At 49.6% G+C, this 14,746-nt stretch carries 29 protein-coding genes and 3 tRNA genes; 27 read left to right on the top strand and 5 right to left on the bottom strand.

Features of this window, described 5'->3' with window-relative positions; genetic code table 11:
- Positions 1–2 precede the first annotated feature (2 nt).
- Both ACZ5ER_RS04915 and ACZ5ER_RS04920 read left to right on the top strand, forming a co-directional pair.
- Positions 3–203, top strand: a complete 201-nt coding sequence (locus ACZ5ER_RS04915; RefSeq protein WP_464935104.1) for a t26-17p — start codon at positions 3–5, stop codon at positions 201–203.
- Positions 200–463 carry a hypothetical protein gene (locus tag ACZ5ER_RS04920; protein ID WP_464934933.1) on the top strand — a complete coding sequence of 88 codons (264 nt, stop codon included), beginning with the start codon at positions 200–202 and terminating at the stop codon, positions 461–463. Before ACZ5ER_RS04915 ends, ACZ5ER_RS04920 begins: the two co-directional genes overlap by 4 nt.
- Before the next feature lie 242 nt (positions 464–705).
- On the opposite strand, the gene ACZ5ER_RS04925 is transcribed toward ACZ5ER_RS04920, so the two are convergent.
- Positions 706–1,539 carry a hypothetical protein gene (locus ACZ5ER_RS04925; protein ID WP_464934934.1) on the bottom strand — a complete coding sequence of 278 codons (834 nt, stop codon included), beginning with the start codon at positions 1,537–1,539 and terminating at the stop codon, positions 706–708.
- 183 nt (positions 1,540–1,722) lie between these two features.
- On the opposite strand from ACZ5ER_RS04925, the gene ACZ5ER_RS04930 reads away from it, so the two are divergent.
- The 3 genes from ACZ5ER_RS04930 to ACZ5ER_RS04940 are packed head-to-tail and all read left to right on the top strand — an operon-like array spanning position 1,723 to position 2,848.
- On the top strand, positions 1,723–2,199 hold the full coding sequence (locus ACZ5ER_RS04930) for an AbrB/MazE/SpoVT family DNA-binding domain-containing protein (protein WP_464934935.1): 477 nt from the start codon (positions 1,723–1,725) through the stop codon (positions 2,197–2,199).
- Positions 2,196–2,639, top strand: coding sequence for an AbrB/MazE/SpoVT family DNA-binding domain-containing protein (locus tag ACZ5ER_RS04935; RefSeq protein WP_464934937.1), 444 nt, complete (start codon positions 2,196–2,198; stop codon positions 2,637–2,639). Before ACZ5ER_RS04930 ends, ACZ5ER_RS04935 begins: the two co-directional genes overlap by 4 nt.
- Positions 2,640–2,689: 50 nt before the next feature.
- Positions 2,690–2,848, top strand: coding sequence for a hypothetical protein (locus ACZ5ER_RS04940; protein ID WP_464934938.1), 159 nt, complete (start codon positions 2,690–2,692; stop codon positions 2,846–2,848).
- On the opposite strand, the gene ACZ5ER_RS04945 is transcribed toward ACZ5ER_RS04940, so the two are convergent.
- The gene (locus ACZ5ER_RS04945; RefSeq protein ID WP_464934939.1) at positions 2,841–3,509 is read right to left on the bottom strand and encodes a hypothetical protein; all 669 of its coding nucleotides are present in this window, start codon (positions 3,507–3,509) and stop codon (positions 2,841–2,843) included. The genes ACZ5ER_RS04940 and ACZ5ER_RS04945 overlap by 8 nt on opposite strands.
- 161 nt (positions 3,510–3,670) lie before the next feature.
- On the opposite strand from ACZ5ER_RS04945, the gene ACZ5ER_RS04950 reads away from it, so the two are divergent.
- From ACZ5ER_RS04950 to ACZ5ER_RS05045, 20 genes are all read left to right on the top strand, one after another.
- Positions 3,671–4,087 carry a hypothetical protein gene (locus ACZ5ER_RS04950; protein ID WP_464934940.1) on the top strand — a complete coding sequence of 139 codons (417 nt, stop codon included), beginning with the start codon at positions 3,671–3,673 and terminating at the stop codon, positions 4,085–4,087.
- Complete coding sequence (locus tag ACZ5ER_RS04955) at positions 4,084–4,506, top strand: AbrB/MazE/SpoVT family DNA-binding domain-containing protein (protein WP_464934941.1); 423 nt, start codon at positions 4,084–4,086, stop codon at positions 4,504–4,506. The genes ACZ5ER_RS04950 and ACZ5ER_RS04955 overlap by 4 nt, the downstream gene beginning before the upstream one ends.
- Positions 4,503–4,904 (top strand): AbrB/MazE/SpoVT family DNA-binding domain-containing protein, encoded by a 402-nt coding sequence (locus ACZ5ER_RS04960; protein ID WP_464934942.1) that lies wholly within the window; start codon positions 4,503–4,505, stop codon positions 4,902–4,904. The genes ACZ5ER_RS04955 and ACZ5ER_RS04960 overlap by 4 nt, the downstream gene beginning before the upstream one ends.
- Positions 4,901–5,329 (top strand): AbrB family transcriptional regulator, encoded by a 429-nt coding sequence (locus ACZ5ER_RS04965; RefSeq protein ID WP_464934943.1) that lies wholly within the window; start codon positions 4,901–4,903, stop codon positions 5,327–5,329. Before ACZ5ER_RS04960 ends, ACZ5ER_RS04965 begins: the two co-directional genes overlap by 4 nt.
- Positions 5,301–5,738, top strand: a complete 438-nt coding sequence (locus ACZ5ER_RS04970) for an AbrB family transcriptional regulator (RefSeq protein WP_464934944.1) — start codon at positions 5,301–5,303, stop codon at positions 5,736–5,738. The genes ACZ5ER_RS04965 and ACZ5ER_RS04970 overlap by 29 nt, the downstream gene beginning before the upstream one ends.
- Complete coding sequence (locus ACZ5ER_RS04975; RefSeq protein WP_464934945.1) at positions 5,735–6,088, top strand: AbrB/MazE/SpoVT family DNA-binding domain-containing protein; 354 nt, start codon at positions 5,735–5,737, stop codon at positions 6,086–6,088. The genes ACZ5ER_RS04970 and ACZ5ER_RS04975 overlap by 4 nt, the downstream gene beginning before the upstream one ends.
- A gap of 270 nt (positions 6,089–6,358) precedes the next feature.
- Positions 6,359–6,526 (top strand): hypothetical protein, encoded by a 168-nt coding sequence (locus tag ACZ5ER_RS04980; RefSeq protein ID WP_464934946.1) that lies wholly within the window; start codon positions 6,359–6,361, stop codon positions 6,524–6,526.
- A gap of 137 nt (positions 6,527–6,663) precedes the next feature.
- Positions 6,664–7,602, top strand: coding sequence for a hypothetical protein (locus ACZ5ER_RS04985; RefSeq protein WP_464934947.1), 939 nt, complete (start codon positions 6,664–6,666; stop codon positions 7,600–7,602).
- On the top strand, positions 7,595–7,912 hold the full coding sequence (locus ACZ5ER_RS04990) for a hypothetical protein (protein ID WP_464934948.1): 318 nt from the start codon (positions 7,595–7,597) through the stop codon (positions 7,910–7,912). The genes ACZ5ER_RS04985 and ACZ5ER_RS04990 overlap by 8 nt, the downstream gene beginning before the upstream one ends.
- The gene (locus ACZ5ER_RS04995) at positions 7,905–8,180 is read left to right on the top strand and encodes a hypothetical protein (RefSeq protein ID WP_464934949.1); all 276 of its coding nucleotides are present in this window, start codon (positions 7,905–7,907) and stop codon (positions 8,178–8,180) included. Before ACZ5ER_RS04990 ends, ACZ5ER_RS04995 begins: the two co-directional genes overlap by 8 nt.
- Complete coding sequence (locus tag ACZ5ER_RS05000; protein WP_464934950.1) at positions 8,177–8,422, top strand: hypothetical protein; 246 nt, start codon at positions 8,177–8,179, stop codon at positions 8,420–8,422. The genes ACZ5ER_RS04995 and ACZ5ER_RS05000 overlap by 4 nt, the downstream gene beginning before the upstream one ends.
- Complete coding sequence (locus ACZ5ER_RS05005) at positions 8,419–8,634, top strand: hypothetical protein (protein WP_464934951.1); 216 nt, start codon at positions 8,419–8,421, stop codon at positions 8,632–8,634. Before ACZ5ER_RS05000 ends, ACZ5ER_RS05005 begins: the two co-directional genes overlap by 4 nt.
- Positions 8,631–8,828, top strand: coding sequence for a hypothetical protein (locus ACZ5ER_RS05010; RefSeq protein ID WP_464934952.1), 198 nt, complete (start codon positions 8,631–8,633; stop codon positions 8,826–8,828). Before ACZ5ER_RS05005 ends, ACZ5ER_RS05010 begins: the two co-directional genes overlap by 4 nt.
- Positions 8,825–9,118: a hypothetical protein gene (locus tag ACZ5ER_RS05015; RefSeq protein WP_464934953.1), complete on the top strand. Its 294-nt coding sequence runs from the start codon at positions 8,825–8,827 to the stop codon at positions 9,116–9,118. The genes ACZ5ER_RS05010 and ACZ5ER_RS05015 overlap by 4 nt, the downstream gene beginning before the upstream one ends.
- Positions 9,115–9,285 (top strand): hypothetical protein, encoded by a 171-nt coding sequence (locus ACZ5ER_RS05020; RefSeq protein WP_464934954.1) that lies wholly within the window; start codon positions 9,115–9,117, stop codon positions 9,283–9,285. Before ACZ5ER_RS05015 ends, ACZ5ER_RS05020 begins: the two co-directional genes overlap by 4 nt.
- Positions 9,285–9,809 carry a hypothetical protein gene (locus tag ACZ5ER_RS05025; RefSeq protein ID WP_464934955.1) on the top strand — a complete coding sequence of 175 codons (525 nt, stop codon included), beginning with the start codon at positions 9,285–9,287 and terminating at the stop codon, positions 9,807–9,809. Before ACZ5ER_RS05020 ends, ACZ5ER_RS05025 begins: the two co-directional genes overlap by 1 nt.
- Before the next feature lie 5 nt (positions 9,810–9,814).
- Positions 9,815–10,000: a hypothetical protein gene (locus ACZ5ER_RS05030; protein WP_464934956.1), complete on the top strand. Its 186-nt coding sequence runs from the start codon at positions 9,815–9,817 to the stop codon at positions 9,998–10,000.
- A 6-nt stretch (positions 10,001–10,006) separates the two neighbouring features.
- Entirely contained in the window at positions 10,007–10,237 is a 231-nt protein-coding gene (locus ACZ5ER_RS05035; protein ID WP_464934957.1) for a hypothetical protein, read from the top strand.
- Between the two features lie 4 nt (positions 10,238–10,241).
- Positions 10,242–10,514, top strand: coding sequence for a hypothetical protein (locus ACZ5ER_RS05040; RefSeq protein ID WP_464934958.1), 273 nt, complete (start codon positions 10,242–10,244; stop codon positions 10,512–10,514).
- 184 nt (positions 10,515–10,698) lie between these two features.
- The gene (locus ACZ5ER_RS05045) at positions 10,699–11,052 is read left to right on the top strand and encodes a hypothetical protein (RefSeq protein WP_464934959.1); all 354 of its coding nucleotides are present in this window, start codon (positions 10,699–10,701) and stop codon (positions 11,050–11,052) included.
- Between the two features lie 276 nt (positions 11,053–11,328).
- Here ACZ5ER_RS05045 and ACZ5ER_RS05050 read toward each other — a convergent pair.
- Positions 11,329–11,405: transfer RNA gene (locus tag ACZ5ER_RS05050), tRNA-Thr, on the bottom strand.
- Positions 11,406–11,502: 97 nt separating this feature from the next.
- On the opposite strand from ACZ5ER_RS05050, the gene ACZ5ER_RS05055 reads away from it, so the two are divergent.
- Positions 11,503–11,578: transfer RNA gene (locus tag ACZ5ER_RS05055), tRNA-Asn, on the top strand.
- 6 nt (positions 11,579–11,584) lie between these two features.
- Positions 11,585–11,662, top strand: a tRNA-Ile gene (locus tag ACZ5ER_RS05060).
- A gap of 188 nt (positions 11,663–11,850) precedes the next feature.
- Here the strand turns inward: ACZ5ER_RS05060 and gcvPB are convergent.
- Both gcvPB and gcvPA read right to left on the bottom strand, forming a co-directional pair.
- Positions 11,851–13,359: an aminomethyl-transferring glycine dehydrogenase subunit GcvPB gene (gcvPB, locus tag ACZ5ER_RS05065; RefSeq protein ID WP_050002862.1), complete on the bottom strand. Its 1,509-nt coding sequence runs from the start codon at positions 13,357–13,359 to the stop codon at positions 11,851–11,853.
- Between the two features lie 10 nt (positions 13,360–13,369).
- Entirely contained in the window at positions 13,370–14,731 is a 1,362-nt protein-coding gene (gcvPA, locus tag ACZ5ER_RS05070) for an aminomethyl-transferring glycine dehydrogenase subunit GcvPA (protein WP_464935105.1), read from the bottom strand.
- Positions 14,732–14,746: the final 15 nt, after the last annotated feature.

Here is a 14,746-nt window from a genome sequence, read left to right on the forward strand (position 1 = left end):
CAATGCTTAAAGTTCAGGTTCGCAAGCAAATCAAGAGGCAGAAAAAGAGGGGCAAAGTCTATAACGTCGAGCAGAGGCTTATTTACGTTCCTTCAAAAGCAGAGCTTCCAGAGGAAGTTTACATCCTCACTCCAGAAGAACTCAAAGAGCTCGCCGAGCTGATTCCAGAGGAAAAGAGGCCGAGCTGGCTGGTGGTGGAATGAGCTGGTTAATCTTCGTGGACAAATCCGACGACAGAAACATCTCCTATGTCTCCGTATTAATAATTGCCGATTCAAATAAGGCTAATGTTTACAGTGGCATAGTCAAATGGGTTAAACACTCAAAGAAGCTTGGAAAAAAGAAAACCAGTTACTTTAATGATTTTCCCGGAAGGTATTCTCAAGTCCTGCCCCTTATTGAAGTGTCCAGGGCCTTTTCATATTTCAAAGGCTCAAATATCCGGGCCATGTGGTTCACATAGAGGGAAAATTAACTGACAAACAGCTCAGGAAAATCATGGAGCTTGCTGACAATCTGTGTAACTATCTAAGACTCAAGAAGAACCTTAACGATGTTTGGAAATGAGTGGAAGAAGCCGCCAACTCCGTCCCCAACGGGACTTCATGCTCATGCGGCTCATCGCCCGATCATTCTCACGGGCTCATTAACATGTAAGCATTGTAAACTTTTAAAGGTTTCTAAAGAATGAAAAGAACGAAAACCTCACGGCAACCGGCCAACCTCTTGGCCGTCAACGAAGAACCTCCAAAAAGTGGTGCTTCCATGCTTCTCCCGTTTCAACTCTACAATACGAGACTCATCCCTGCCCGCCTTGAACTTCACGTCGTGATCCAGCTTCTGATCCAATTTGTACCCATTTACCTTCAGTTCGAGCTTGCCCCATGAGAGGATCTTTGCTTCAAGAATGTCATCATCAACCTTTAATGTTGCCACCTCGCGAAGCCCTACAAGGAGCAATATGACTCCAGGAACTATGAAGAAGAATATCCCCACCCCCATAACACCGTCCTTGTCGCTTGTGTCTTCCTCAAGCTTATATATTGTCTCCTTAACCCATACAGTCTTTGGAGTTATTAGGCTAAATCCATTGCTATAATGAATCATATACTTGCCAGCTCCGTATTTAGACGTGTTAATCATTATGTGAATTGGTGAGCTGAGCTTACCATAATCAATCCTGCCCTTGGGTGTATCAATGTAGACTTGAAGATCATTGTTGCCGCCTGAGACAGAGATATTGACCTCAAGCATCTTTCCTGCAGGCTCGTCGATAGTCCAAGAATGGTACCACTCTTCCCCTGGCTTGATAGTCCAGGAGTCCGACCACTGGTTAACCGGAGCCCAATAATACGTTGGGCTGAGTGCCAGCCCATAACCAACAAATACAAAGCCAATGATTATCAAGATGACACCGACCCACCCGGTCTTAAACAGTCTCCATCTTTTCGAGAACTCCACGCCTTCCGGGTAAATCTGAGGGACCTTTTTTAAGCTAGACTTACCCACCTCCTTAATAGAAGGAATATCTTCACTCATTCCAGGGCCCTCCTCCGCTCTTTTTAGAGCGCTGGAGATTTTACTCCGGCCTATAAAAAGGCTTCGCCAGGACTCTCAACAGGCCCGGGTAAAAATCCCCCGCACGGGAAATTTTCTCAAACCTTTTAAGCATTCTTACCGTATGGATAATTCGTAAAATTAGCACAGTTCCGAGGTGACTCCATGAAAGAAACCAAAGAACCATTAGCCAAATTCCACGCACGTCTGGACAAGGAGGGTAGGGTTGCTATTCCCAAAACTATCAGGGAAGCCCTGAATATCAATAAAAATGACTATGTGGAAGTTATTGTCCGTAAAATCGAGATTGACCCCGAAACAGCCACAATCAAGGTCCTTAAGCAAGGTTATCTAATCACAAGAGTTGGGACAAGAGGCCTTATTTTTCTTCCTGCTGACCTCAAGAAAGAGTTTGAGCTTCATGAAAAAGACATCGTAGAGGTTTTGCTTCTTGGTTATCACAAGTTCGACGAGTTAGTCAGCGAAAAAGGTAAACAACTGCTTTCCAAGGTTCAGACGTCAGGGAAATGGCTTGAAATCAAGCCTGGAGAACTCATTCCAGAAGACAAAATCATGAAACACTTCACTTATATTTTCCAGTATCGAATGAGCAGTCAAAAACCAACAGGGGTGGCCCTATGAAAGAAACCAAAGAACCATTAGCGAAGTTTCATGCTAGTATAAACGCAAAGGGTCAGATTGTAATTCCCAAGAAAGACAGAGAGTTCCTAGGATTAGACAAAGATGACGTGGTTGAAGTCATTGTAAGAAAGGTTCTGAAATCAGACTCAAAGCTTGTGATTACTGGAGTTGCATATATCATAGCCAAACTTAGTTCTAAAGGCTTAATCACAATCCCTCAAGAAGTCCGTGAAAGTTTAGATATAACTCAGGATTCGATAATTGAGGTTCTTCTCGTCGGATTCCACAAATTTGATGATTTAATCAGCCCAAAAGGGAAATCACTGCTCTCAAAATTAACTCATAAACCCTTTAGAATTCTTACCAATGCTGACGAAGAGTCAAGACTAATCGAGAAATCCATATCTTGCATTAAATATAACTTGCAAACAGTCCATTAATCTTCTCTTTCTCGAAACCTTTATATAATTCCTTCCGTAAGGAAACAACGGTGAGAGAAATGGCCAAGTTCAACGGCTATGAACTCGTGTTAGAGACCCCCGAGGAACTCCAGAACTTTGTAAATGCATTTGAGAAAGCTAAAGAGCGAGACCCCAAAGAGATAGAAGACACCGTTAAGAGAGCCCTGGCTATTGCGGGCCTTATCTGATGTATTTACCCCTTAACTTCTCAATCAAAGCTCTTCTAACTGCCATTGCCTCAGCAACAAACGGATAAAACAACTCATAAGTGCCACCCTTAGAAACAACTTGGAAATCCTCCGCAAGAGGGTTCTTTTTAGGGTTAAGATAAAACCTCTTCGCAACCCTCTTCTTCGCATGAAGCGAAAGACCAACACCACCAATCTGAGCGGCATAAAGAACAGCATACGGCTTGACAATCTTTGCCAGAATCTCCCCGCCAAGACCTCTACCCCGGTACTCCTTCTGGAGACCAAACTGCCCAAGAAGAATAGTAGGCACAGAAGAATACTCAATATCCATACCCAACAGCTCTACAAGCCGAGCCCTCAAATCCTCAACAAGCTCCTTTTTATTTTCAGGCATATCCTCGCGAATCTTCAGACTAACAATAAACGGAGAAAGCGTGAAATACGATATAAGAGAATTTTCTCTGCTCAGAATTACAAAAACCGTAGAAAGACACCGCTCATGAGAATCCCATGCCTTGACCCTCGCAAACTCCGTCTGCTCCTCCCCACCCTCACCAGAATCAAAAGCCTTAATTAAGTCAATATAACTCTCACTCAAAAATTCAACGCGAACATTCTCCCCAAGAGCCTCCAGCTCAACCTCAAACGACCTCAGCATCACGACACCAGCCATTAAAACCCAAAATTCCCTTAAGTAGATTACGGACGGAAAAATTACTCGCATCAGTAGAGCACCTCACGGTAAACCTTATGTATTCTAAACAGAATACAGAAAACAAACAACAGCCATTAGCTAAAATCGAGAGAAGAGGTGAGTCTATGTCTGATAGCGAGACCAGAGTAGTTGAACCGCTGGCGAAATTTCACGTCCCCGTGATATCTAAGTTCAGAGTAGTCATCCCTGACGGGGAAAAAGAGCTATTTAACCTAACTAAGGGAACATATGTGGAACTCATAATAAGGACAATAGACACGGCCACCCTCCGTCCATTGAAGAGGGTTCACACTCTCGTCAAATTAACCGGGCGTGGTATGTTCACTATTACAAAACCGATGAGAGAGGAGTTGGGCGTCAAAATAGGCGACATCTTAGAGATACTATTAATTTCCCGTTATTCTCTGGAAGACATCGTAAAAGAAGAGTACCAGCAACTGCTCAGATTCGTGGATAATGGTTTTGAGGTAGTTGATGAGGCAAAAGAGCAAGAGATAATCCCAAGGAGGCGACTTCAATGACCTCCAACAAGACCAAGGTAGTTGAACCGCTGGCGAAGTTTCACGCAAAAGTATACGTTAAAGGGAGAATCAGGATAATCAACAATGAACGGGAGTTTTTGGAGCTTACCGATGGGGATATTGTAAAATTAATCATTCGGACTCTCGACGAAGAGAAAAAGCCAGTTGCAAGAGCGTATTTTGAAGGCATGTTAGTTTCAGGAGGGAATGTAACCATTCCCAAGGACCTCATACAAAAGCTCAACATCAAAAAAGGGGACATGATAGAAGTCTTACTCGTCGGTTATACTAAACTAAACGAAATCATACCCGAAGAACATTACAGACTCCTCAAACAGTTCAAGTATGGAAAGTTCAAACTCATCACTGCTGACGAAGAGAAACAGTTGCTTGAGAGCATTAGTGGGGTGTTTTCATGAACGACAAAGAGATTAATCCCATTGAGCCTCTCGCGAAGTATCCGACCAAAGTCATGATTCAGGGTAGAATAACCCTCCTCAGCACTATTAGGGAGTACTATCACATTGACCTTGGAGATTTTATCGAGGTTATAATCAGGAAACACACCACTGAAGGCACTCTCAGAGGTCATTTCTTGGCCAGAGTCTACGATAAGGGATATATGACTATCCCAAAAGGCTTGAGGGACGAATTAGGAATCCAAAAAGGAGACTATGTTGAAGTTTTAATCATCGACATACTCAAACCAGAGGACCTTCTTGGCGAAAAAGCCAAGCTCTTGAGCGGTGTGATTAAGGGCAAATACGAACTATTGACCCCCGAAAAAGAATCGGTCTTAATGGAGGGAGTCCAATGACTACCAGCGAAGCTAGAGTAGTCGAGCCATTGGCTAAATTTCACGTGCAGGTGTATAAGAACGGTAGAATAGCAATTCCCGGGAATGAGAGGGAATATTTTGGATTAGACAAGCATGACATTGTCAACCTAGTCATTAGAAAAGTTGTTGGTGGTAAAATCATTGGCAGGGGGCAGTTTTGGGCTCAGCTAACTATCCATGGGAGATTGACAATCCCTAATGGTCTCAGGGCTGAATTGGACATAAAAGAAGGAGACCAGATTGAGGTCCTTCTTATTGACTTCATCAAGCTCAAGAACAAAGTAGGAGATAAAGCATACCAGCTTTTCCAAGTCGTGAAGAGTGGAAAATATTTCATCATTAGTGAAGAGGAAGAACAAATTATGGGGTGGGCAGATGAGCGACTGCAACGAACCATTAGCTAAATTCCATACTCAGGTTTACCGCAACGGCAGGATAGCCATACCAAAGAACGAACGCGACTACTACGGCCTCGACCAGCACGACATAGTAGAACTAATCGTGAGAAAATACGAGGACGATAAAATCATCGGCAGAGGGTGGTTTTTGGCTCAGCTGACAGTCAGGGGAGTTTTGACTATCCCTCTCGGTCTAAGACGTGAGTTAAATATCTCAGATGGAGATTTCGTCGAAGTCCTGCTCATTGGCTTTATCAGGATTGAAGACGTGATAGGAGACCAGGGGTTGAAAATCATGAAAGCTCTACGCTCAAATGAATATAAACTCATCTCAGAAAAAGACGAGAAGAGACTTCTCTCAATGCTCTCTATTGCGCAGGTTCAACACTCACAACACGCAGGGGTGGCCCTATGAAAGAAACCAAAGAACCATTAGCGAAGTTTCATGCAAGGGTAGATAAAGACGGGCGATTAGTCATACCGAGGTATATTCGAGATACATTAAAAATTGAAAGAGGAGATTACATTAAGTTAATCGTTAGGAAAATTAAGATAGACTTCAATGACAAGACAATATTTGTGGAGACTCAAAAACAGATAATTAGCAAGGTTGGAAGGAAAGGAACTGCATACATCCCCAATGAAGTTCGTAGAAGTCTGAATATTGAACCGGACGAACTTGTAGAAGTCATTCTGTTAGACATCTTCAAGAGTGAAGTACCTGATAATGAGTCAAATTTCAAATATGTTTTTTTGGACGTTTAATTATATATAGATATAATTATCATGCAAGAAAAGAAGAAAGAAAAAACGTTTATTTTCTTGATACTGTTCACTAAATGGCCCTTTTTCAGGGTCTGAATTTATGATATACAAAATTTGACCATTCATGTTCATTTAACGAATTTTAGTAGTAAATAAATGCTGGATTACATGCATCTTGCCCCAATTATGCCCACGCAAATCTTTTAAACATTCCTTCCGTATGGTTTATGGAACTAAGTTCCATATATGGATTTAAGTTCCACAAAGGTGGTGGCCAAGATGCCAAGGACTCGGAAGTATAAGGCCGTCAGGCGTGTGGAGTTCCTCCTTCCGCCTGAGAAAGTCGAAGAAATGGAGCAGGCCAAGGGACGAAAGCCTTGGGGCGAATTCGTTTGGGAGCTGTGGGAGTTCTGGAAGGCCCACCACACCACAGTCTAGAGGCGACAATTATGGCCCGCGTTCGGAGACCAACAGCAGGACCAGGAAGACCCAAGAAGTGGCCAGAAGAACTTGTTGATTTGTTCCTCCGTGTTCCTAAGTCGTACAAAGAGAGATTCGATACCGAACGCGGGCTAATGAGTAGAACTGAATACTTCGTATTTGTGATGGACCACACCCACAAGGACATCAAGGAAATGGGGCGGAGAATAGCAGAGCTTGAACAGAAGGTGGCCCTTCTTGAGAAGGAGCTTGAGCAGAAGAACAAAATCATTGTTCAGAAAGACAAGATAATTGAACGCCAGAATAGGATCATTGAGGAAAAAGATTCGAAGATTATAAAGCTGGAAGAGAAAGTTAGGAACTTAGAAGCTCAGATTGAGGCTCTCAAGCAGGGCCGTTCGGTCCGCTCATACCAGGACGCGCTCAAGCTCAAGGAACTCGCCAAGCACGCGAGGGAAGGCGTGAGCTGGAAGGCCCTCTGTGCTGAGGTCCTCGGCCTCCGCGATGAAAAGAAAATCAAGGACCTTCTCAAGCTGGCTTTTGTCGTCAGGAAGAACGACCGCAACCGCTTCCCGGACAAGTTCTACCCGAAGGACATCGCGGAGGAGTTCCATGGCTGGATTCTCAAGAGGCCTGAAACGAAGGTCGCGGACATCATTGACTATGAACTCTACCGTGAGGACACGCTGAAGGCGGCCAAGGCCATCAACAAGGGCGAGGCCGTTCCCGAGGTCAAGCCTCTCAAGACGGGCAAAGCGGCGGAGCGCTGGCTTGCGACGTTCTTTGAGGTTGTCGAGAGGCAGTACATGGGCCTGCTCAACCAGAAGCGTGGCAAGGAGGCGAAAGAGTTCCTTGAGGAGAGCGTTCCAACGAAGCTGGAGAAGGTCCTTCAGGACATTGACCCTGCCGACTGGCGGAGGGCCGTCCTGGCGGTTCTCGATGAGCTTGAGGCCAGGGCTGAGGGTGATGGAAAGCTTGAGGCTTTTGTTTCTAACCTTCGGCGCGTTGTTTTGCGCGCTTTGAAGGAGGCTGAATCCCACGCACCGGTTTTGGAGGTGAAGGCCGATGTCTGAGGTTTGTGATATTGGGAAGCTTGTTGAGGCAGTTCTGAAGGAGTTCCCGGAGAAGTTCAGGCCAGAGGTTCAGGAGATTTCCTACAACCATGCAAAACTAACACTTGGAGACCTGAGGATACGCATCTGGTGCTATCCAGACACTGTTGAAGTATCCGTTGATGTGGGCTTTGAGAAAGGCAATATTTCGGTTTGGGATTTTACCACGCCAGAGGAAATTGGCCCTACGACCGCGGGACTCGCTGTTCTGGCTGGAAAGTTCCTCAAAGCCATAAAAGGCGACAATTCGGGGGTGAAGGCCGATGTCTGAGATCTATGCGCTTGGGGTATTTCGCATCCCGATAGAGCCCGAGCAGGCGGCAGAGTTCGGCAAGGCGTGGAGGGAGTTCGCTGAGAAGTTTGGGGACTTCGAGGGATACGTGTACGTTGCAAAACCCGACGAAAACCGCGAGGTAGCGTTGCTAAATTCTGTGGTTGACATCCTCCAACAGATAGAGGAGCTGGAGGGGGCTGTGGAGGCCGAATCGCAGTTCGTGGAGGCTCTTCTGGAGGACGAGGATTGGGGTGATGAGGAATGAGCCAGGCGGAGGCTGAGTTCTGGTCTTTCGTCGCCCGTGAGCGGGCGGCGCTGGAGCAGGCCAGAGAGGTCGAGGAAGTGCCCACCATAATCGAGTGGCTTGAGCGCGAAATCGCGGAGGCTCGCGAAACGGCGTTCTCTCTGACTCTAAGGCAGGAGAACGGCGCGGAGTACTGGACTGGCTACGCGGACGCGCTGGAGGACCTTCTAAGGAAAATCCAGAGGAGGGAGGTGAGGGTATGAGGTACAGATTCATGTTTGTTCGGATTGATGGCGAGTGGATGGATGAAGACGATGCGATACAGGAGTATGGCATGAGCTACGTGGATATGGTCGAGGATTCTTTTGAGGTAGAAGTTGAGGCTGAGAACTGGAGAGATGCTGAGGAGAAGATAGTTCTGGCGGGGAGGATCCTCAAGGAGGGTTCAGTAGATGCGAGGGAGGTGAGGGCATGAAGTTTCTTGTCTTTACACGGTTGCCTGATGAAGATTATTGGGTGTACGCGGGCGACTGCTACGATGCTTCGGAAGTTGACGATCTCTGCAGGATTCTCAGGAAAACTGCGCGGGAGGGCAAGCTCTACGTCAAGATTGAGGCTTGGCCTGACGAGGAAGTGAAAGACCTCTGCAAGAGGAGGGGTCGCTCATGACTGAGTACCTCATTCTCATTGATGGGGAATTGTTTCTTGTGGAGGCTCCTCATAGGCTTATGGCGTGGGAGGTGGCTTTGGCCAAGGCGGCATTGATGAAGAGAAACGGCGAGCTTCTTGATGACGAGGTGAGCATTGAGGTCTTGGACAAGAAGGAGGCAAAGCGGGCAGGAATCTCTGCATTATTCGCGGAGCGCCTGGACAGGCTCAGCGTGCTTGAAGAGTTCGAGCGCGCCCGGCTGGAAGAAGCGCACAGGGCTGGAAGCCGGGCAGTGGAGGTGAAAGCATGAGCTTTCAAACGGCTCTCGAACTCTTTTCTGAGAATGAAAGAAAAGAGCGGCGGAAAATCTTGGCGGCGGCTAAGGGTCTGAAGAAGCACGTGGAAGCCTTCCAGAAGACCTACCACAAGGACATCATGCGAGATGTGATCGCTGTCCTCCTCGGGGGTGGGGAGTGATGGCCTCGAGGACTGCTTTCGTTTATCAAGATGCCCTCAGCATTGATGACGCTTTCACTTACTTCAAGCGCCTCATGCGGGACGCGGAGAACCGGGTCGCCTTTTCAAGGGCGCTCCAGAAGGCCCGGAAGGGCCTGGACGTGCACATGTACGTGACTGACGTCGACAGCCTCATCGTGCAGTATCTCAAGAGAAACGGCGTCAGGGGCTTCCGCTTCACGGGTTTTGAACTCAAAAACATGAACCCGCGCTCGGCAATCGTGAACGGGAAGGTCAAGGTGAATGGGAAGCAGTACGAGGGGCACAAGTGGTTTGCGGAGAAGGCGGGCATGGATTTCTACTATCTTGTGAACCTCGGCAGGGAGTTCTTGGTCTGGAATGTCAGGAACACTTACGCGGACTTCAGGTGGTATGGTGAGGGGCACGCGCATGATTACTATGCTTTCGTGGATTTGGATGATGTTATCCGTGTTCCGGCTCAGGAGTTGCCGGAAACGCTCAGGTTTCTCTTGTGGGGGAGGTGATTTTGTTGGGTGCAGCGCGTGTCAAGGCGGCTGTTAGGGAGGGGCTGAGAGTTAGAAGGGCTAAGGTTTGCTTTTATGCGGCTGTCAAAAGCAGGGAGTGCGACGTTTTTGATGATGCTGACATCTCTTTCCTTCTTAGTGATGCGCTGCCTCCAGCGTATTGGATAGAGCTTAGCCAAGAGGGGAGGTGACGGGGCGTGGCGTTTGTAGATATTACTGACTTGGTGGTAGAAGGAAAGGAAGTTGAGAAGGGCGTCTGGGAGTTTGTCTTTAAAGATGGGACACGGCGGAGGCTCAGGGTGAAGCACATCGAGGGGCCTGAATTCAAGGGTGTAGATGAAAAGACTGGCGAGGAATTCTTGTTCAACGTCGAGTTGGGTCAGATGTGGAAAATCTTGAGGGACACGATTGTTATAGTGTATGGGTAGGAGCGTGATGGCCGTGAGTGAGCTCGTGATTAGGTTCGAGGTCAGTGATGATGGCTATCCGGGAAGCCTCATCTGCTTTGAGTACGAGGGGAAGCGCTGGTGTGCTTATTACATTGAGCCCGTAGAGTTCATTGAGGCCGAGCTTAGGGAAGCTGGTTTTCCAGAGCACGTCATTAAGTTCATCATCAACTTCCTTATCAGGTACGGCAGGGTTGACCTTCCCGAGCTCGATGATGAAGAGATTCCTGACCCTGCCGAGGAGGACTGGATAATATGATGCCGAATACTAACGCCCCCTGTATATTATCCGTCTTTCCAAAAACTTTCCCGCGAATGACCAACTCCAAACCCCGAAAAACCCGCCCAAATATACACCACCTGTACTTATACTCCCCACTCCGCGCACCGTTCCCCAAACTCAAAAATACGCTTCCCTCTAACAAAATAACAGAGGTGGTATAATGCCCCGCAGGAGAAAGTTTCCCGACTATGTAGAAATACGAGTTCCTGTCTATCAACCACCGGCCAGCACCCTCGAGCTCCTCTTCGAGGGCAAGACCCTCGAGATAGCGAAGCGTCTCGTTGAGTATCTCAAAAGGAACGGAGGCATGTTTAAGGACGAGTATCAGGAAGCCCTCGGCATTGAAGGCGCTGATAAAGTCCTCTACTTCAGGGTCGTGAAGAAGCTTCTCGCCCTCGGCATGATTTACGAGGACAGGGGCATGTACAGGCTCTCCGACCGCTTCTCGGAAAGAATGGAAAGCCTTGCCAAAATGTGGAAATTCGAGATAGGCAAAGTCGCCGAACTCTGGTGAGGCCTCATGACCACAACATCTATATCCTTGGGGCGCGGAAGTTTTTCGCATGGCCACATGTGGCCATATGTGGCCACACAAAAAGAAGACGTTGAGGGCGTTGAAATGACCAAAAAGAAGCCTAAAAGGTCTCGTGTTCCCATTCACATCACGCTTAGTCCGCAGGTTATTGAACTTATGGACAGGGCAACGTATAACAGGAGCCGTTTCATAGAAGATGCCATTTTGATGAGGCTTTCCTTTGAGGGAAAGCTCCTAAGAAGGGAAGGACAATTTTGGAGCCCCGGGCGGGATTTGAACCCGCGACCGGCGGATTACAAGTCCGCCGCCCCGCCAGGCTAGGCTACCGGGGCAGGCTCGCTTTAGGGAATTCCTTAGGGGTTATAAATCTTTTCCCTCTCCCAACCGCAAAATTTATAAATGTACCCAGTATCCCCTACATTGGGTCGAGCCGCCGTAGCTTAGCAGGTAGAGCGCCGGACTGTTAATCCGGCGGTCCCCGGTTCGAATCCGGGCGGCGGCGCCATCAAGTGGGCCCGTAGCTCAGCCTGGTCAGAGCGCGCGGCTCATAACCGCGTGGTCGGGGGTTCAAAGCCCCCCGGGCCCACCACAAGAAACTTTTGCCGAGCAAAAGTTTCATCAAAGTCCGTAGCTCCTTTTAAGGGTTCAAATTTTGTGTTTTCTCTTTAGACGATTGCCCTTGAAGTGAGAAGCCGACATTAGAAGGGTGTCGGGAGAAAACCAGACTTTCTCGGGAACATATATTTGCGCCAAAAACTGTGAAAAATAGAGGAAGAGTCAGTAGTCAACCTCTCCCTTCTCCTTGAGCTCTCTGTACATGCGCCAAGTTATTATCGGCTTCTTCGCCGCCAGGACGTCGTCCACGCGCCTAACTGCGGTGTTGTGCGGGGCGCTCTTGACAACCTCTGGGTTGGTGTAGGCCTCCTCGCTTATTCTCTTGAGGGCCTCAACGTACGCGTCTATCTCCTCCCTGCTGACGGTCTCGGTCGGCTCAATCATCAGCGCCTCGTGCACTATGAGCGGGAAGTATATCGTCGGTGCGTGCAGGCCGAAGTCGAGGAGCCTCTTCGCAACGTCCAGGGCCTTAACGCCGGTCTCCCTCTTCATGGGCTCGGCGCTGAAGACGACCTCATGCTTCCTCAGCTCCTTATACGGCAGTTCATAACCCCTCGTCCCCTTGAGCTTCAGGGTGAGGTAGTTTGCGTTGAGAACGGCTACCTCGCTGGCCTCCCTCAGGCCGTCCCTGCCCATTATCTTGAGGTATGTAAGGGCCCTAACCATAACCGCGAAGTTGCCGTAGAGCTCCTTTACCTTGCCTATGCTCTTCGGCACGTTGTAGTCGAGGTAGTAGCGGTCGTTTTCCTCGTCGTAGCTCACGAGCGGAACCGGGAGGTAGTCCTTGAGGAAGTCCTTAACGCCAACGGGCCCGCTTCCAGGACCGCCGCCCCCGTGCGGGGTAGAGAAGGTCTTGTGCAGGTTGAGGTGGACGATGTCGAAGCCCATGTCGCCGGGCCTTATCTTTCCGAGGACGGCGTTGAGGTTGGCCCCGTCGTAGTAGAGCAGACCTCCTGCTTTGTGGACTATCTTCGCAATCTCGAGTATCTCGTCCTCGAAGATGCCGAGGGTGTTCGGGTTGGTGAGCATTAGTCCAGCAGTCCTCTCGCCCACGGCGTTCTCAAGGGCTTCCAAATCAACGGTGCCGTTCTCGTTGGAAGGAATCTCGATGACCTTGAAGCCGGCCATGGCGGCGCTTGCTGGGTTCGTTCCGTGGGCCGAGTCCGGAACGAGCATCTCGTCCCTCTGCGGCTCGCCGTTGTCGAGGTGGTAGGCGCGGATTATCGAAACGCCCGTGAACTCACCGTTCGCACCGGCCGCCGGCTGGAGCGTGAAGCGGTCCATGCCGGTTATCTCCCTGAGCCACTGCTCCAGCTCCCACATTATCTTCAGCGCGCCCTGGACAGTCCTCTCGTCCTGGTAGGGGTGCACGTAGGCGACGCCTGGGTGGGAGGCTATCTCCTCGTTTATCTTGGGGTTGTACTTCATGGTGCACGAGCCGAGCGGATAGATGCCGGAATCGACGCCGTAGTTCATCTCGCTCAGGCGGGTGTAGTGCTTCACGACCTCGGGCTCGCTCAGCTCCGGGAGGTTGAGGGGGCTCCTGCGCCTGAGCTTTTCGGGGATTTCAACTTCTATATCCTCAATCGGTTTGGGGAGGGTGTAGCCGACCCTTCCGGGCCTTGAGAGCTCGAAGATGAGGGGTTCATCCCATTTAGCCTGACGGAACATCTTTACCACCTCACAGCTCCGCCTCGTTTATTATGTCCTTCAGAGCCCCTACGAGGGCCTCAACCCACTCTTTCCTCGTCGTTTCCGTCGCCGCGAAGAGTGCCGTCTCGCCGAGCTCTGGGAAGTGCTTTCCAATGTAGTAGCCGCCGTGGATGTTCCTCTCAAGAAGCCTCTCGTGTATAACATCGTAGGGAACCTCGAACCTCGCAGGCACGTCCTTGAAGTAGAGACCCTCGAACGGGACTTCAGCAACCTCAGAGAGGCGCTTCTTGAGGTAGGTGGTGTTCTTGAGGATGACCTCTCCAAGCTCCCTCAGCCCCTTTGGTCCAAGGCTCGCGAGGTGTATGGCAGATGCAACCGCAACGAGAGCCTCGTTTGAACAGATGTTTGAGGTAGCCTTGGCGCGCCTTATGTGCTGTTCCCTCGTCTGGAGCGTCATGACGAATGCCCTCTTTCCGTCGGCGTCCTTTGTCATTCCGATTATCCTTCCGGGCATCTGGCGAATCAGGTTCTTGTCGTTTCTGATCGCAAAGACTCCAGCCCTCGGCCCGCCGAAGTTCATCGGGTTGCCGAGGTATGCGGCTTCACCAACGGCTATGTCAGCGCCGAGCTCTCCGGGGGCCTCAAAGACTCCGAGCATCGTCGGGTCTGCCCCTACAACGAAGTAGGCTCCGGCTTCCTTGGCTATCTCGCCTATCTCCCTCACGTCTTCCTCGACCAGGCCGAAGAAGTTGGCCATCTCAACGTAGACGCCGGCCGCGTTTTCAACGGCTTCCTTGAGCTTCTCTATGTCAAGCTGTCCCCTTTCGTCCCACGGAACCTCGACTATCTCAAGCCCGGCCCCGCGGGTGTATGTCTCTATAACGGCCTTTTTCTCGGGGCTCATGGCCTTCGGGACAACGAAGCGCTTCCTCTTGCCCCTGTGGAGCCTGACCGTCATCAGGGCGGCCTCGGCTATTGCAGTTCCCCAGTCGTACATGGAGGAGTTGACGACAGGCAGGCCGTAGAGTTCAGCTATCATGCTCTGGTACTCAAAGAGGGCCTGGAGCATTCCCTGGCTTATCTCTGGCTGGTAGGGGGTGTAAGCGGTCAGGAACTCGCTCCTTTCGATGAGGTACTTCACGTGGGCCGGAATGTAGTGGAAGTACGTCCCGGCCCCAAGGAAGCTGGGCATCTCAAGGACGGTCTTGTTCTTTGAGAGGACTTCGTTGAGCTCCGTGAAGACCTCGTACTCACTCTTCCCCTCGGGCAGGTTGAACTCCTTGACCATGCCCTCCGGGACGTCTGAGAAGAGGTCTTCGATGCGCTCAAAGCCTATCTCCTTGAGCATTTCCTCCTTCTGCGGGAGGTTTGGGAGGTAGTGTTTTCCCATACTCATCACCTTCTG

It is taken from the genome of Thermococcus marinus, from assembly GCF_055389025.1.

What these genes read in the sequence shown, in the direction of transcription:
- ACZ5ER_RS04915 (WP_464935104.1), top strand. Translation starts at nt 3, where the DNA reads ATGCTTAAAGTTCAGGTTCGCAAGCAAATCAAGAGGCAGAAAAAGAGG.
- ACZ5ER_RS04920 (WP_464934933.1), top strand. Translation starts at nt 200, where the DNA reads ATGAGCTGGTTAATCTTCGTGGACAAATCCGACGACAGAAACATCTCC.
- ACZ5ER_RS04925 (WP_464934934.1), bottom strand. Translation starts at nt 1,539, where the DNA reads ATGAGTGAAGATATTCCTTCTATTAAGGAGGTGGGTAAGTCTAGCTTA.
- ACZ5ER_RS04930 (WP_464934935.1), top strand. Translation starts at nt 1,723, where the DNA reads ATGAAAGAAACCAAAGAACCATTAGCCAAATTCCACGCACGTCTGGAC.
- ACZ5ER_RS04935 (WP_464934937.1), top strand. Translation starts at nt 2,196, where the DNA reads ATGAAAGAAACCAAAGAACCATTAGCGAAGTTTCATGCTAGTATAAAC.
- ACZ5ER_RS04945 (WP_464934939.1), bottom strand. Translation starts at nt 3,509, where the DNA reads ATGCTGAGGTCGTTTGAGGTTGAGCTGGAGGCTCTTGGGGAGAATGTT.
- ACZ5ER_RS04950 (WP_464934940.1), top strand. Translation starts at nt 3,671, where the DNA reads ATGTCTGATAGCGAGACCAGAGTAGTTGAACCGCTGGCGAAATTTCAC.
- ACZ5ER_RS04955 (WP_464934941.1), top strand. Translation starts at nt 4,084, where the DNA reads ATGACCTCCAACAAGACCAAGGTAGTTGAACCGCTGGCGAAGTTTCAC.
- ACZ5ER_RS04960 (WP_464934942.1), top strand. Translation starts at nt 4,503, where the DNA reads ATGAACGACAAAGAGATTAATCCCATTGAGCCTCTCGCGAAGTATCCG.
- ACZ5ER_RS04965 (WP_464934943.1), top strand. Translation starts at nt 4,901, where the DNA reads ATGACTACCAGCGAAGCTAGAGTAGTCGAGCCATTGGCTAAATTTCAC.
- ACZ5ER_RS04970 (WP_464934944.1), top strand. Translation starts at nt 5,301, where the DNA reads ATGAGCGACTGCAACGAACCATTAGCTAAATTCCATACTCAGGTTTAC.
- ACZ5ER_RS04975 (WP_464934945.1), top strand. Translation starts at nt 5,735, where the DNA reads ATGAAAGAAACCAAAGAACCATTAGCGAAGTTTCATGCAAGGGTAGAT.
- ACZ5ER_RS04985 (WP_464934947.1), top strand. Translation starts at nt 6,664, where the DNA reads ATGAGTAGAACTGAATACTTCGTATTTGTGATGGACCACACCCACAAG.
- ACZ5ER_RS04990 (WP_464934948.1), top strand. Translation starts at nt 7,595, where the DNA reads ATGTCTGAGGTTTGTGATATTGGGAAGCTTGTTGAGGCAGTTCTGAAG.
- ACZ5ER_RS04995 (WP_464934949.1), top strand. Translation starts at nt 7,905, where the DNA reads ATGTCTGAGATCTATGCGCTTGGGGTATTTCGCATCCCGATAGAGCCC.
- ACZ5ER_RS05000 (WP_464934950.1), top strand. Translation starts at nt 8,177, where the DNA reads ATGAGCCAGGCGGAGGCTGAGTTCTGGTCTTTCGTCGCCCGTGAGCGG.
- ACZ5ER_RS05005 (WP_464934951.1), top strand. Translation starts at nt 8,419, where the DNA reads ATGAGGTACAGATTCATGTTTGTTCGGATTGATGGCGAGTGGATGGAT.
- ACZ5ER_RS05010 (WP_464934952.1), top strand. Translation starts at nt 8,631, where the DNA reads ATGAAGTTTCTTGTCTTTACACGGTTGCCTGATGAAGATTATTGGGTG.
- ACZ5ER_RS05015 (WP_464934953.1), top strand. Translation starts at nt 8,825, where the DNA reads ATGACTGAGTACCTCATTCTCATTGATGGGGAATTGTTTCTTGTGGAG.
- ACZ5ER_RS05020 (WP_464934954.1), top strand. Translation starts at nt 9,115, where the DNA reads ATGAGCTTTCAAACGGCTCTCGAACTCTTTTCTGAGAATGAAAGAAAA.
- ACZ5ER_RS05025 (WP_464934955.1), top strand. Translation starts at nt 9,285, where the DNA reads ATGGCCTCGAGGACTGCTTTCGTTTATCAAGATGCCCTCAGCATTGAT.
- ACZ5ER_RS05045 (WP_464934959.1), top strand. Translation starts at nt 10,699, where the DNA reads ATGCCCCGCAGGAGAAAGTTTCCCGACTATGTAGAAATACGAGTTCCT.
- gcvPB (WP_050002862.1), bottom strand. Translation starts at nt 13,359, where the DNA reads ATGTTCCGTCAGGCTAAATGGGATGAACCCCTCATCTTCGAGCTCTCA.
- gcvPA (WP_464935105.1), bottom strand. Translation starts at nt 14,731, where the DNA reads ATGGGAAAACACTACCTCCCAAACCTCCCGCAGAAGGAGGAAATGCTC.